Genomic DNA, 13,955 nt, shown 5'->3' with positions numbered 1-13,955 from the left:
CCTCTCTCATCCTGAAATAGGATGGGTCATCTTAGCTCTTTGTAATATTGCCTTTTTAAGACTTTCGATCACCCTCAATTGTTCATCATTTGACATGTTAGAGCCAGAAGGAAGACATATCCCCGTCATAAATAATGTCTCGGATATACTTGTATGTTCTCGATGTGATAAGTACTTTGCATCTTTAAAAAGTGGCTGTAAATGCAATGGTTTCCAAACGTGACGGGCTTCTATATGATCATCAGCTAAAGATTGAATTAACTGAGTGGCCGAAATACCCGTTATTTCCTCATCAATGGTCAAAGTTGTTAACCATCGATTGGATAAAGTCCCTTCCAGTTCGGGCATAAAGCGAACGCCCGGTAGTCCTGACAATTCTTTATAATATTTTAAGAAAGTAACTCTTTTTGCGTTAACTCTTTCCTCTAATACCTCTAATTGTGCCCTGCCAATCCCAGCCAATACATTACTCATGCGATAGTTATATCCCATTTCACTATGCTCGTAATAAGGAGCTGGATCCTTTGCTTGCGTTGCTAAAAAGCGCGCTTTCTGTATTGCATTCACATCATCCGAAACAAGCATTCCACCACCCGAAGTCGTAACAATCTTATTTCCGTTAAATGAAAAAACACCAAATTGTCCGAAGGTGCCACTTTTCTTCCCTTTATATTGTGAACCAAGTGATTCTGCAGCATCTTCAATTATTGGTACTTCATATCGACTACAAATAGCTAGAATCTCTTCCATCTTTGCACTTTGCCCATATAAGTTGACCACAATTACTGCTTTTGGTAATTGTCCTGAAAGTTGTGCATCTCTAAACGCTCTTTCCAATGCCTCAGGCGACATATTCCATGTTTCTGGTTCAGAATCAATAAAGACTGGCAAAGCACCTTGGTAAAGAATCGGATTTGCACTCGCCACAAATGTAAGGGTTGAACAAAAAACGGTATCACCCTTTTTAACATCCAATAAAGAAAGTGCCAAATGAATGGCTGCAGTTCCTGAACTAACCGCTACAGCATCCCTTACTCCCAAATAGCTAGCCATTTCTTTTTCAAATGCATCAACATTAGGTCCGAGTGGAGCAATCCAATTTGTGTCAATTGCCTCCTGTATATACTTCCATTCATTACCAGACAAATGTGGTGGTGAAAGAAGAATTTTTTTATTCTTGATCTGATTCACTAATACCTCCCCCATTTTATGTTTTTCTTTTACCTTGGCTGGAACACCGACTGCAGTGCTATTTGGAGGTATAGGTTTGATGACAGCTGATCCTGCTCCAATTACGGACCATTGCCCAATTTCTATGTTTGGTATGACCGTTGCTCCAGCTCCAATATGCACTCCTTCCTGAATTTTGCAAGCTCCTGTCAAAGTCGTACTTGGAGATAGATGCACAAAGTCTCCGACAATATTTTCGTGTTCCACGATTGAGTTCGTATTAACGATGACATGATCTCCTATATAACTATCTGCATTAATGACTGCATGGGCCATAATTACAGATCCATGACCAATCGTAGTGCTGGGACTTATAGTTGCCGTTGGATGAATAAGAGTTGCATAATAAATATGAGGCAGGTTTAACTTATTAATGATTTTCTTTCTTACCTTGTTATCACCTATAGTAATGACAAATTTCACATTTTGAAACATACCCATAACTGTCTCTGCAAAAGAAATGGGTCCAACGATTAGATTGCCTTTCGTATATACTTCTGAATGTTTATCATCTAGAAAAGCAACAAGCTTAATATTTTTATGCAACAAAACTAGGTCTTGAACTACTTTACCATGCCCGCCATCACCGATTAGTACGATATTCATCCATGTCCCTCTTTCAATACTGACTTTGACCCCTTAAAGTCTTCCATTGTGACTTGTTCACTTTGATTAATCCCTTCTGAGAATAAAACTTTTTTAATCGTCAAAAGTAATATCTTTATATCCAGGTGCCAAGATTGATTGTTCACATACCATAAATCTAATTCAAATTTCTCTTCCCAGCTTATTGCATTACGGCCATTTACTTGCGCCCATCCGGTTATTCCAGGCTTTACCAAATGGCGTTTTGCTTGTTCTTCTGAGTATAAGGGCAAATATTCCATTAAAAGCGGACGCGGACCTACTAAACTTAATTCGCCCTTAACAACATTTATTAGTTGAGGAAGTTCATCTATGCTATATTTTCTTAGAAACCTCCCAAACGGTGTTAACCTTATTTCATCTGGGTACAACTTTCCCCATTGATCCCTTTCGTCCGTCATTGTACGAAACTTATATAAATAAAAAGGTTTTCCGTTTAACCCAGGACGTTGTTGTGTAAACAAAACAGGACTGCCAAGTTTCAACTTTACTAGCAGTCCAACACAGATTATAAGGGGAAAAGAAATAATCAAAATAACAATAGAACAAAAGAAATCTAAGAGTCTTTTCATCTATTTACAACTCCTAGGTGTTAATTTGTTGTATCTAATAACTTAATCAATTTAGTTTGAATTTCATTCATTACTTCTTCTATTAATAAAAACTCCGTTTCCTGCCCCTTAATATATATATCCTCCAACAATTCCTTGAATTGTTTTTGAAACTCCCCTTCAGTCCTACTCATACTCATCTCTATATCTTCCTCACTTTGTTTCTAATACATGTTCACTTAATTTGATAAAATTTCTCGGTCTACACTATACCCATTTGGATTTCTGGATTGCCATCTCCATGAATCTCTACACATGTCTTCAATCTCTTTTTCAGCTTCCCAACCAAGTTCTCTCTTAGCTTTAGAAGGGTCTCCATAACTAATGGCAATATCCCCTTTTCGTGGTTCCGAAATTTTATATGGGATTTTAATATTTGACGCTTTTTCAAATGCCGCCACTATTTCGAATACGCTATATCCTTTTCCTGTCCCCAAATTATATGCTTCCACTCCGGTTGACATCGAAACTTTTTCCAATGCTTTCAAATGGCCTTTTGCTAAATCGACTACATGAATATAGTCCCTCACACCCGTACCATCCTTAGTTGGATATATATTTCCGAAAATGGTAAGCTCTTTTAATTTTCCAACTGCAACTTGAGTGATATAAGGCATTAAGTTATTAGGGATTCCATTAGGTGCTTCACCAATTAATCCACTTTCATGAGCGCCAATCGGATTAAAATATCGTAATAGGGCAATACTCCAGTCCTGGTCAGACACATACAGATCACGTAAAATTTCTTCAATCATTTGTTTCGTCCTACCATAAGGATTCATGGCTCTTAATGAGGAGTCTTCGGAAATTGGAATACGATCCGGCACCCCATATACAGTCGCGGATGAACTGAACACTAGATTTTTAACATTATATTTTTTCATTACGTTACATAGTTTCACAGTGCCAAGAATATTGCATTCATAGTATTTAAGTGGATTTTGAACACTTTCACCTACCGCTTTTAGTCCTGCAAAATGTATGACTGCATCAATATCATTTTCTATAAATACTTTTTCTAGTAAGTCTTCATTCATCAAATCCCCAAGATATACTTTAAAACTTCTGCCAGTAATTTGACTGACTCGTTTTAAAGCTTCAGGATGGCTATTCTTATAGTTATCAAGAACTATAATTTCATAGCCCGCTTCCAATAATTCAACACATGTATGGCTACCTATATAGCCAGCACCACCTGTAATGAGTACTGCCAAATGAATCCCCCTTTACATTAATCTCCAATTAATCGATACAGTTTTTCTATTTCACTTTCATTTCCATAATTATTTTTACTTACATTTGTAATTAAGCGCTCCCTTAATGACTGTTCATCTATTAATCTTTGAACCCCTTTTACAATTCCCTCGGCATTCTTGGGCGTGATTATTGCATCATATTCATCTTGTGCTTGACTACGTGCAGTAGGAAAATTCGTGATCAAAACAGGCTTCTTTAATATTTGCGCCTCCCTGACGGTCACTGCTTTTCCTTCATATCTGGATGGCTGCACATAAATATCACATGCTTTAATATATGGATAGGGATTGACCTTCTTGCCTAATAAAAAAAACCTCTCATTCAGCCCCAGTTTATTAATTAATGTTTGAAGCTCTTTTTCGAGTGGTCCATATCCTACGACATACCATTCTATGTCATACCCCTTCATTAACAATTCCTTACAAGCTTTTATCGCCTGATCAATCCCTTTTGCATGTGAAAGTCGACCAACAGTCACTAATATTGTTCTACCATCGCTTTTCTTTATTTCAACTGGTTCTTCTTTCCTTGCCTGTTCATGTATGAGCTCCGGAGAAAGAATGTTTTCAATGACCAAAGTTTTTTCTTTATAATTTGGGAAAAACTTCAAAAAAGTTTCTGAACAGTCTTCGGAAACTGCCACAATCTGATCTACTTTATTCCACATTTGATCATCCAGTTTTTTGTTTATATGGATATTGGAATAATCAGTATGAATCCAACCAATTTTTTTCTTTGCATTTACTTTTCGTCCTATAAAATGATGTGGCCACAGGAAACCTATGGCCACATCGTATTCTTTATGTAATTTTGGAAGAAAAGCATGGGACATTTCCCAACCATACTGGATGTTTAAATATCCTGGTTCGTCAATCTTTTGAACTATCCCTTGAATAGAACTTACAGTTCTGGCTAGTAATCTCGAAATCCCTATTTGAAAGTAACCTTCTCCTACCGTTTGTTTTATCGATTTTCTGAACGTACTATATTGCGGCACTTCAGCCAATAAATTAGGTCCTGAGGGCAATAATGAAAAGAATTCCCCTTCATGCTTATAAAGCATCAAATCTACATCATATTTACTGTAATCGATTGTTTGTAGTAAGCCTATTAAGCTTCGTTCTACGCCCCCTACCGCTAAATCAAAGGAAGAAATGAGGATTTTTTTCTTCATAAACTATAACCTCTCATCACATGGTTCTTAGCCCATATAGTTGTAACCAATCATGCACATTATCTTGTATATTGAACCCCAGTTTCGATAAATTATTTAAAATTATTATTTTATTTGGCTTTTCAATTTTAAATGAATTCTCTATACTATTACTCCATCTTAATAAATCCTCTTCAAGTGGTAAGTAAGTGACGAGTCCCAATTCCATATCTGTACTTTTAGGAACTGTATCAGCAACAATGCAAGGAATACCTGCACATTGCGCCTCCAAAAGAACTATTCCAAACCCCTCAAATTTTGAAGGGAATAGAAAAACATCAAATACTTTCATTAATTTGGGGATATCTGATCTAACTCCTAAAAATCTAACGTGTTTATCTAATCCTAATCGTTCAACTTCCAATTCTATTGTTTGTCTTAATGGACCATCACCAACTAAAAGAGCAATATAGCTAGGATCTTTCTCAACCATTTGCTTTAATACTTTCAATAAGAACAGATGATTCTTAGATTCGGAAAATCGTCCGACATGCCCGATGATTTTGACATCCATCGATATCTGCAATTCCTCTAAGATTTGGTCTCTAGCTTTTTTATCTACCTCTAAAAATTCATTAATATCGATTCCATTCTTTAGAATATGCACTCTATTAGAATATCTGCCATATAGGAATGATGCTGCTTCTTCACTACAGCTGCACAATTTTGTGGCTGACATTTTTATTAACATTTGTAACACCTTTAACATGAGCAGCCCTTTGAACCCATTCTTCAACCAATTATTACTATGTGAGTGACAGATTCTATGATTAATCTTGCATATTTTCGCGGCCAGTGCAGGAAAACCGCTTTGGAAATCGGTATGTGCGTGAATCGCAGTATATTTACTTGATGACATCACTTTGATTAAAGACTTTAAATAGTGAATTGGTCCAGAAGAACCCAGGCTCGAAATTCGGAAAATATTACCTCCCATTTCTTTAATCTCCTGATCAAAATCACCTTGTTCATAACTATGTGTAATGAAATCAAATTGGACCTTTTCTCGATCTATATGTCTATAAATATTCATAATTATTGTTTCCGCACCACCCCTTTCCAATGCACTTACAATATGCAGCACTCTTTTTGGTTCTGCCATTTCCCTCTTCTCCTAACCAAAATAATTGCTTTTATATACAATATTTAAACTAATTACACTTTCATAAAAATAATATAGGAAATAACAAATTAATAATCCATAATAAATAAGCGTTTGATCTTTTTGTCTAAATAGCTTTATGATCCAGGAAATTAAAATTAACTGATATAAACTAAAGTAAATTCCAAATCTGGCGAAAATCCAATTTTGAGTGGAGATAATCATAAACATGAAACCAATGAGAGCCATATTGACAATGTAATCACTACTAGGAAAAATGTTTCTAAGCTTTTCCCGTCCTAGATATGCAATAAGTAAGGGAACCGCATCCACGCCAACTCTCAAAGCATTTGCTCCACCCTCATTAAAATTGGAATAATGCCCATACTGACTATCCTCTATTGCTGCAAATAATAGAGTTGAAAACTGATGATAGCCGACTACAATCAATAAGGAGAATGCCAACAAAACTAATGTTGCTTTTGACCATGCCTTATATCTTACGAAAAAATAAATCGGAATTAGAATTAAAGCACTTTGATGAAATGTTGATGCCAAAAGTACAATAAAAAAGTATTTAATCCATTTTCCATCGATTAAATATTTCGTAGCTGTAAATATTATTGCCGCCGCCAATACTTGCCTAATTCCATTCATGGAAACTAAAAATAAACCACCCGTAATATAAACGTAAACACTTAGTTCAATCATCCGTGAATATTTCATAAAAACAGCAATTATCAGTACATTTGTTATAAGAGCAGTTGTAAAAATCATGATTTGCGGATCACTAGAAATCTTTTTTAATAACATTTGTAGAATCCCAAATCCTATATCTTTTTGAGAAAAAATGTATTCCCAAGTAAAATCATTGATCTCATATATATGCTTGTAAAAGAACGTATCTCCAATATTGGATCTTAATCCCGAGATGATGATTAATGAGGCAAGGACACCGGTCATCAATATTTTGTTTGGCTTAATTGAAAGTGTTGATTCTCCTACTAAAACAGGTGTTCCAAAATACCTTGCAAAGAAGGACAACATAAATACAATTGCAAGGTTCATATATAAAAATGTCATCATTCCGTTCCTTTCACAGAATTTAGACTATGTCACTAACGTTTTTGTTTTGGACACAATATATAAATATAATAAGGCGCCAAACGGTATTGCGATTACCGTTAATCCCTTGCACGGTGTCTCACTGATAAAATTCCTATTTTTTATCATTATGCTACTTGAAACATAATGAATTGCTTGCCTGAATTTAAAAATAAAACCAGCAAAAGGAAGTTTCATTAATTCCTTACGATAAAAAGCGAACCCTCTAGGATTTTTTCTATACTGATGAAACATGTTTAAGGATGATCCATCTTGCAGATACTCGACATAACATAATATTTCATTCATAAGGAGCATCTCGAATTGCCGGTCTAACATAAAATATTTGTATGCTAATCCTACATATTTTTCGTTTTCAAAAAGTGGATATGGAAATTGTTTTGTCAATTCTGTTCGATAGACAAGCTTTTTGTCTCCAGTTACTCCATATCGATTGTACAGATCAAATAGTGTTGAACTTTTAATATTCTCAGGTAACATTGTTCCGATTATTTGATTATCCGTATTTGCATCAAGTCCTATAATACCGCTGACTTGATCATTACCGTTTTTCATCCAAAAAGATTTGATTTTTTCCACTGCGTCATCTGGCATATAATCATCTGAGTCAATACATACATTTAGTTCTGTATCGATTAGCTCATAAGCTGTATTATGTGCCCCATGCATCCCCTTATTTTCTTGCCAAACATATCGAATATCGATTTTATTTTCAGCAATCCATCCTTCAACCAATTCCTTTGTATTGTCAGTTGAACCATCATCAATAATAAGCCAACAAAAATCATTACTAGTTTGCCGTAAAAGACTTAAGTAACAGTTCACTAAGCAATAAGAACGATTATAAGTAGGAGTGAAAACAGTTAATAATTTTTTCATTTATTTCATCCTCAACAACTTAAATAAAAATTTTCCATTTCTTTTGCTGTGTTCCGAATATCATAACCACAGTTAACTAAAGATTCGTATGATGGTTTCCTCGATGTTTGTTTGGATGCTATTTTTTTCATTTTTTCTATCCAAAAGCCTATATCATCAAGTGGGGCATATTCTATTAACTTCATTCCTAAATCAACTTCTCTTGAAATTTGGTCTGAAATAATACAAGGCAATCCTGCTCCTTGTGCCTCAATTAATGAGACAGGAAGTCCCTCATGTAAGGATGGAAAGATAAAAAGATCTATACCTTGAAGAATTCGCTCAATATCACTTCGAACTCCTAAGAATCTCACATTCTTTTCTAACCTGAGTAAATGTACTTTATTTTCTATCGTAGTTCGCAATTCGCCACCACCCATTAATAATAGAATGGCATTTTCCTGTACTTTAAGAAACTCTGCAAATATGTCTAGTAAAAACAAATGATTTTTTTGATAGTTAAACCTTCCTACATGGCCAATTACAAATGAATTTTTTTCAATGGCCAATTCATTTCTTACTTGTTTTCTAATTTCCTCTGAAAATGAAAATTTATTATATTCAATTCCATTTTTTATAATCCTCGCGTTAATAGACTTTTTAGTAAATAACCATTTAGCTGCTTCATTAGAGCAAGCAAAAAAAGTGGTAGCACTTGGAATTATATAATTTCCCGCTAACCACTTGTATGTTCTTGCGGCAATGCCACCTTCACTTTTCGTATTATGGCTATGTGAAATTCGAACTGGAATTCCACCTTTTTTTGCTTCACGCAGGACGATTCCACTCATCTTATCTAAATGCGAATGAATAATCTTGTAAGAATGTGCAGAAAAAAACTTTCTTAACTCTTGAATATATTTAAAATGACCAATTTCAGAAATATAAGGAATTCGGTGTATTTTTCCACCCATCTTAATAATCTCATCATCGAAATCTCCTGGCTTACATGTCAAAAAATCAAACTGTACGTTTGACCTATTAAGATTTCGATATAAATTCATGATAAGGGTCTCAGCACCGCCTCGATTCATATTAACCGCAACATGCAATACCCTTAATGGACCGCCCACTGAACTTCCTCCACCTTATCCATGACATTTTTGTAAATAACCTTTTTTTCTTCCAATACTTTATTCAAGCTATACTTTGATAAAATGATTTTTCGACTTTGTGACCCAAATCCCTTTCGAATATCTTCATTCTGTGCAAGTTGAATAATTCTTTTAGCAATCTCTACTTTATTTTTTTCCACAAGCCATCCGTTTTCATTATGAGAAATGAGCTCTCTATGTCCTCTATTATCGACTGCGATTATGGGCAATCCACAAGCCATTGCTTCCATTATGTTGACTGGCAATCCCTCTCTAATGCTAGAAGCAACTGTTATATCGCTCATTTTTAACAAGAAATCAATGTCATCACGTTGCCCTAAGAAGTCAACTAATTCCTCAACTCCAAGTGTTTTGGAAAGTTGTTTACAATAGTCTAGCAGCTGACCTTCACCAGCTAATAAGAGCTTGATATTTGGAACATGTTCTTTTATAAATGGCAAAGCTTCAATTAAAAGCTTTTGGTTTTTATTTTTATTAAATTCTGCAGCGTAAAACATTAAAAAAGTATCATTTTCATAATGATACTTAGCTCTTAATACTAATTTATGAAATTCTAATACAGGTGCGAATCGATCTGTATTTACTCCAACACCATGAATGTGTTCAATACGCTTCGATTTAAAATGAGTCTTCGCAAGCTCAAAATCCTCTTCATTTATCGTTAATAAACAATCCGTAAAATAGGCAAGTGCTTTTTCAATCGGATAATAAATGAGCCAATTGAGGAGTGGTGCCCCTTTGCAAAAATGAAAACCATGTGCAGTATAGATCACTTTCGTCCCTTGTCTTCTTGCTTTAATGGCAGCTAATCGGGCTAAGGCTCCCCCCATCGGTGTATGACAATGGATTATATTATATTGATTTTGTTTAATGATTTTTTTTAGCTCTTTATATGCCTTCATGTTTTTTAATTTGAAAGGTGATCGTTCAATGGAAAGATGGTACTTCTTATCTACATAAAGAATATCCAAATATCCTGCCGCTGCAACATGTACTTCCCATCCTTGTTCCTTAAACCATTTTATATAAGGAATATGAAAAGAGGTAAAATGCTCATCAATTGTTGCACAGAATAAAACCTTTTTCTTCATTTTGCTCACCCAATCAATTGCCGATCGAGTACAGATGTTAAATAATCAAGGAGATCTTTTTTTATATCTTCTCTTTGTAATGCAAACTCAATTGTTGTTTGAATAAAGCCCAATTTTTCTCCAACATCATATCTCACCCCTTCAAAATCATAGGCGAAAACGGCTTCGTAATGATTTAGTGTCGCAATGGCATCCGTCAACTGGATTTCTCCACCCGCTCCAGGTTTTTGATCAGCTAATATTTCGAACACCCTTGGATTAAGAATGTACCTCCCCATAATAGCTAGATTTGAAGGAGCTTCCTCTTCACTTGGTTTTTCTATTAAGTTATTAACATTATAAAAACGTTCACCTATTTTATTCACATCAACGATTCCATATCTTGACACGTCGTTTTTCGGAACAGATTGGACTCCTAGAATGGATGCATTATATCTTTCATATTGTTCAATCATCTGTTTTAGACAGGGCTTCTCGGCTTGAACAATATCATCCCCAAGTAATATCGCAAAAGGTTCATTTCCAATAAATTTCCTGGCACACCATATTGCGTGACCTAACCCTTTCGGTTCCTTTTGACGAATATAATGAATATCGACTAATTGGGACGACTTTTGAACCTCATTCAGTAGATCAAATTTCCCTTTTTCATATAAATTTTGTTCAAGCTCAAAGGAATGATCGAAATGATCTTCAATCGCTCTTTTCCCCTTACCCGTCACAATAATAATATCTTCGATTCCAGACTCAATTGCTTCCTCAATAATATATTGAATCGTTGGTTTATCAACAATTGGCAACATTTCTTTTGGCATCGCCTTCGTAGCAGGTAAAAACCTTGTACCTAATCCTGCTGCTGGGATGATAGCTTTTCTAACTTTCATATATGTCACCCTCCTTAACCTGAGACTTGAATTAGTGGTTGTGGTATAAGTCTTACTTTTCGATTTGCTAGGACAATTAATGTCTCTCTTAACGTTTCATTATCCAATGTAGAATACGTTTCGATTATTTCTTCAATTTCTTCTAGATAAAGCTTTGCTACTTTTCCAACATAAATATTAGGATATACTTGTTTTTCAATCACTTCTTCATCTTTTAATAACTCTTCATAAAGCTTTTCACCAGGTCTGATTCCTGTGAACTCAATTCCAATATCTTCTACAGAATGTCCTGATAACTTTATTAAATTCGTAGCCAAGTCAAGGATTTTTACAGGTTCCCCCATATCTAAAACAAAGATTTCGCCACCTTTAGCTAACGCACCAGCTTGAATGACTAGTCTTGAGGCTTCAGGAATGGTCATAAAATAGCGAACCATTTCTTGATGAGTAACGGTTACTGGCCCACCTTTTTCAATTTGTTTTTTAAATATGGGAATTACACTCCCACGACTTCCTAATACATTTCCAAATCTAACGGCGACAAATTTCGTTTTACTCTTTCCATTCATATTTTGAACAATCATTTCTGCTAAGCGTTTAGTCGCTCCCATTACACTCGTAGGATTCACCGCTTTGTCCGTAGAAATCATGACGAAAGTATTGACTCCATGCCAACTCGCAGCCTCTGCGACATTTCTCGTACCAATGATGTTATTTTTAACCGCTTCTTCTGGATTGCGTTCCATTAAAGGAACATGTTTATGCGCCGCAGCATGATAAACAACATCAGGCTTGTATTTATTCATGACTACCATCATTTTATAAGCATCCTGTGTATCAGCGATTTCAGTTACAAATTCAATTGGAAAATGGCCAAATTTCTCTAATAACTCCAATTCAATTGAGTAAATGCTATTTTCTCCATGCCCTAATAACACTAATTTTTTAGGGTTAAACTTTGATATTTGCCTGCAAATTTCTGAACCTATTGATCCTCCTGCGCCTGTAACAAGAACCACTTTGTTTGTTATATACTCTGAAATGCTATCAATATCTAACTCTATTGGTTCTCTTCCCAAAAGATCCTCGACTTGGACATCACGAAATTCATTTACCGCTATTTTACCTGTTACTAGATCTTCAAGTAGAGGAAGGATTTGTGTTTTAGCCTTTGTCTTTGCACATTCTAAAAAAATGGTGTTTAATTTTTTCTTTGATAAAGAAGGTATGGAAATGATGATATAGTCTATATTTAAATCTTTAACCGCCTGTTCAATACGATTGATCCCACCGAATACAGGAATACCGAGTATATCTAATTTATGTTTCTTATTGTCATCATCGATAAAAGCGACAGGCAACAGTTCAGCATCTTTGCTTTTTAATAATTGTCTCGCTACCATCGTCCCAGCTGATCCTGCTCCAATAATTAATGTTCTCTTTCGATCATCAGTCTTGTTTAAATAGTGGTCACGGAATATTCTCCAACAAAATCTAGATCCTCCAATCAAAAGCATGTGAAGAAGCCAAGTAACAACTAATAATCTTAAATAAATTTCATTCATAACCATTTTTTGTACAAAGGCAGTTACGATTATCGTCAAAGTGACGACTTTAAAAATGATGATTAGCTCTCCAATGCTCGCATATTCCCAAGCTTTTTTATATACTTTGAAAATAAACGCAAATAGATGATGACTAATGACGATTGACAAACAGATAAAGATAACCGGCAATTGAAATACATTAAGACTCGCATTAACTAAAAAACGACTGAAAAAAATAGCTGTTAACACAATAAAAGTATCAACAACAATAAATAAAGATAGTCTTTGTCGATAAGTCATATAAACCCGCCTTTTATTACTATTTTTTAGAATTAAAGACCTTAATGATACGGTCTCTGGCACAAAACAACATCATTAAAATCTTTAATGAATTGGGGCATCTAACCCCTCCTCACACCACACTACCGACGACTCGCGTCTAAGGTCATAAACCCACAGCATGATCGAGTGCCTCCGTTGATATTGGTTAGGAGGCATCACCAGTTGTACACAATAAAACAACAAATAGTTCTTAATAAAGAACATAAAGAACAAAAAAAATAAATACATTTTACTTTTTATTATTTAATATTATTCCTACAATTTTGGCCTTAGCATAATCTAATACTTTTTTTGTTTCAACTGCACTCTCGATATTTGTTTTATTTTGCTTTATGACTAATACAACGCCATCACAAATATTTGCAATGATTTTTGTGTCCGTTACTTCTAATATTGATGTCGAATCAATAAGAATAGTGTCATACATGGTTTTTATTTTTTGCATTAATAATTGCATATTTTTAGATGCTAATAACTCTACTGGGTTCGAAGGAATCATCCCACTTGTTAGTATATCTAATCTTTCAATAGTAGATGAGTAAACTGCTTCTTCAAAAGAAGTTGTTCCGGTAAGAACATCTGTTAGTCCAATTGCATTTGATGTTTTAAAGATGTTGTGAATATTGGGATTTCTTAAATTTCCATCTATCAATAATACTCGTTCTTGTTGCTGAGCCATTGATATAGCTAGATTAGCAGCTGTTGTAGATTTACCGTCTAGCTTACCCGGAGACGTGATGAGAAGCGTCTTGTTTTTTTTATCAACATTGAGAAAATATAAATTGGTTCGTATCGTCCGGTATTGCTCGGAAATAATGGAATCCGGATTTGCGAACGTTATTAAATTTCTTTTTTTATTGGACACGATCCGTCTT

The 13,955-nt window shown here is 34.9% G+C and carries 13 protein-coding genes and 1 pseudogene; all 14 read right to left on the bottom strand.

Going from position 1 to position 13,955, the window contains the following annotated elements:
• Nucleotides 1-6: 6 nt before the first annotated feature.
• Entirely contained in the window at nucleotides 7-1,206 is a 1,200-nt protein-coding gene (locus tag KHA93_RS01860; RefSeq protein WP_233711333.1) for an aminotransferase class I/II-fold pyridoxal phosphate-dependent enzyme, read from the bottom strand.
• Nucleotides 1,207-1,236: 30 nt separating this feature from the next.
• Nucleotides 1,237-1,836, bottom strand: a pseudogene (locus KHA93_RS23050) (acetyltransferase); the annotation flags it as partial.
• The gene (locus KHA93_RS01855) at nucleotides 1,833-2,447 is read right to left on the bottom strand and encodes a sugar transferase (RefSeq protein WP_213109165.1); all 615 of its coding nucleotides are present in this window, start codon (nucleotides 2,445-2,447) and stop codon (nucleotides 1,833-1,835) included. The pseudogene KHA93_RS23050 and the gene KHA93_RS01855, both read right to left, overlap by 4 nt.
• 20 nt (nucleotides 2,448-2,467) lie before the next feature.
• Entirely contained in the window at nucleotides 2,468-2,626 is a 159-nt protein-coding gene (locus tag KHA93_RS01850) for a YwzD family small protein (RefSeq protein WP_213109164.1), read from the bottom strand.
• 39 nt (nucleotides 2,627-2,665) lie between these two features.
• Entirely contained in the window at nucleotides 2,666-3,700 is a 1,035-nt protein-coding gene (gene galE, locus KHA93_RS01845; RefSeq protein ID WP_213109163.1) for a UDP-glucose 4-epimerase GalE, read from the bottom strand.
• A 17-nt stretch (nucleotides 3,701-3,717) separates the two neighbouring features.
• A complete protein-coding gene (locus KHA93_RS01840) occupies nucleotides 3,718-4,917 on the bottom strand; it encodes a glycosyltransferase (RefSeq protein WP_213109162.1) in 1,200 nt (399 codons plus the stop codon).
• A gap of 16 nt (nucleotides 4,918-4,933) precedes the next feature.
• On the bottom strand, nucleotides 4,934-6,058 hold the full coding sequence (locus KHA93_RS01835) for a glycosyltransferase family 1 protein (RefSeq protein ID WP_213109161.1): 1,125 nt from the start codon (nucleotides 6,056-6,058) through the stop codon (nucleotides 4,934-4,936).
• A gap of 12 nt (nucleotides 6,059-6,070) precedes the next feature.
• Nucleotides 6,071-7,141: an EpsG family protein gene (locus KHA93_RS01830; protein WP_213112732.1), complete on the bottom strand. Its 1,071-nt coding sequence runs from the start codon at nucleotides 7,139-7,141 to the stop codon at nucleotides 6,071-6,073.
• A gap of 27 nt (nucleotides 7,142-7,168) precedes the next feature.
• Entirely contained in the window at nucleotides 7,169-8,062 is an 894-nt protein-coding gene (locus KHA93_RS01825; RefSeq protein ID WP_213109160.1) for a glycosyltransferase family 2 protein, read from the bottom strand.
• Between the two features lie 11 nt (nucleotides 8,063-8,073).
• A complete protein-coding gene (locus tag KHA93_RS01820) occupies nucleotides 8,074-9,174 on the bottom strand; it encodes a glycosyltransferase family 1 protein (RefSeq protein WP_213109159.1) in 1,101 nt (366 codons plus the stop codon).
• Nucleotides 9,159-10,307 carry a glycosyltransferase family 4 protein gene (locus KHA93_RS01815; protein WP_213109158.1) on the bottom strand — a complete coding sequence of 383 codons (1,149 nt, stop codon included), beginning with the start codon at nucleotides 10,305-10,307 and terminating at the stop codon, nucleotides 9,159-9,161. Before KHA93_RS01815 ends, KHA93_RS01820 begins: the two co-directional genes overlap by 16 nt.
• 5 nt (nucleotides 10,308-10,312) lie before the next feature.
• Complete coding sequence (gene galU, locus KHA93_RS01810) at nucleotides 10,313-11,191, bottom strand: UTP--glucose-1-phosphate uridylyltransferase GalU (protein ID WP_213109157.1); 879 nt, start codon at nucleotides 11,189-11,191, stop codon at nucleotides 10,313-10,315.
• Nucleotides 11,192-11,205: 14 nt separating this feature from the next.
• Nucleotides 11,206-13,038: a polysaccharide biosynthesis protein gene (locus KHA93_RS01805; RefSeq protein ID WP_213109156.1), complete on the bottom strand. Its 1,833-nt coding sequence runs from the start codon at nucleotides 13,036-13,038 to the stop codon at nucleotides 11,206-11,208.
• Nucleotides 13,039-13,309: 271 nt separating this feature from the next.
• On the bottom strand, nucleotides 13,310-13,945 hold the full coding sequence (locus tag KHA93_RS01800) for a CpsD/CapB family tyrosine-protein kinase (protein WP_349772245.1): 636 nt from the start codon (nucleotides 13,943-13,945) through the stop codon (nucleotides 13,310-13,312).
• Nucleotides 13,946-13,955: the final 10 nt, after the last annotated feature.

Source organism: Lederbergia citrisecunda (assembly GCF_018343695.1).
GTDB classification, from domain to species: Bacteria; Bacillota; Bacilli; order Bacillales; family Bacillaceae_C; genus Lederbergia; species Lederbergia citrisecunda.
Note: the sequence above shows the minus strand (reverse complement) of the source record. Positions and strands in the feature narration are given on the sequence as shown.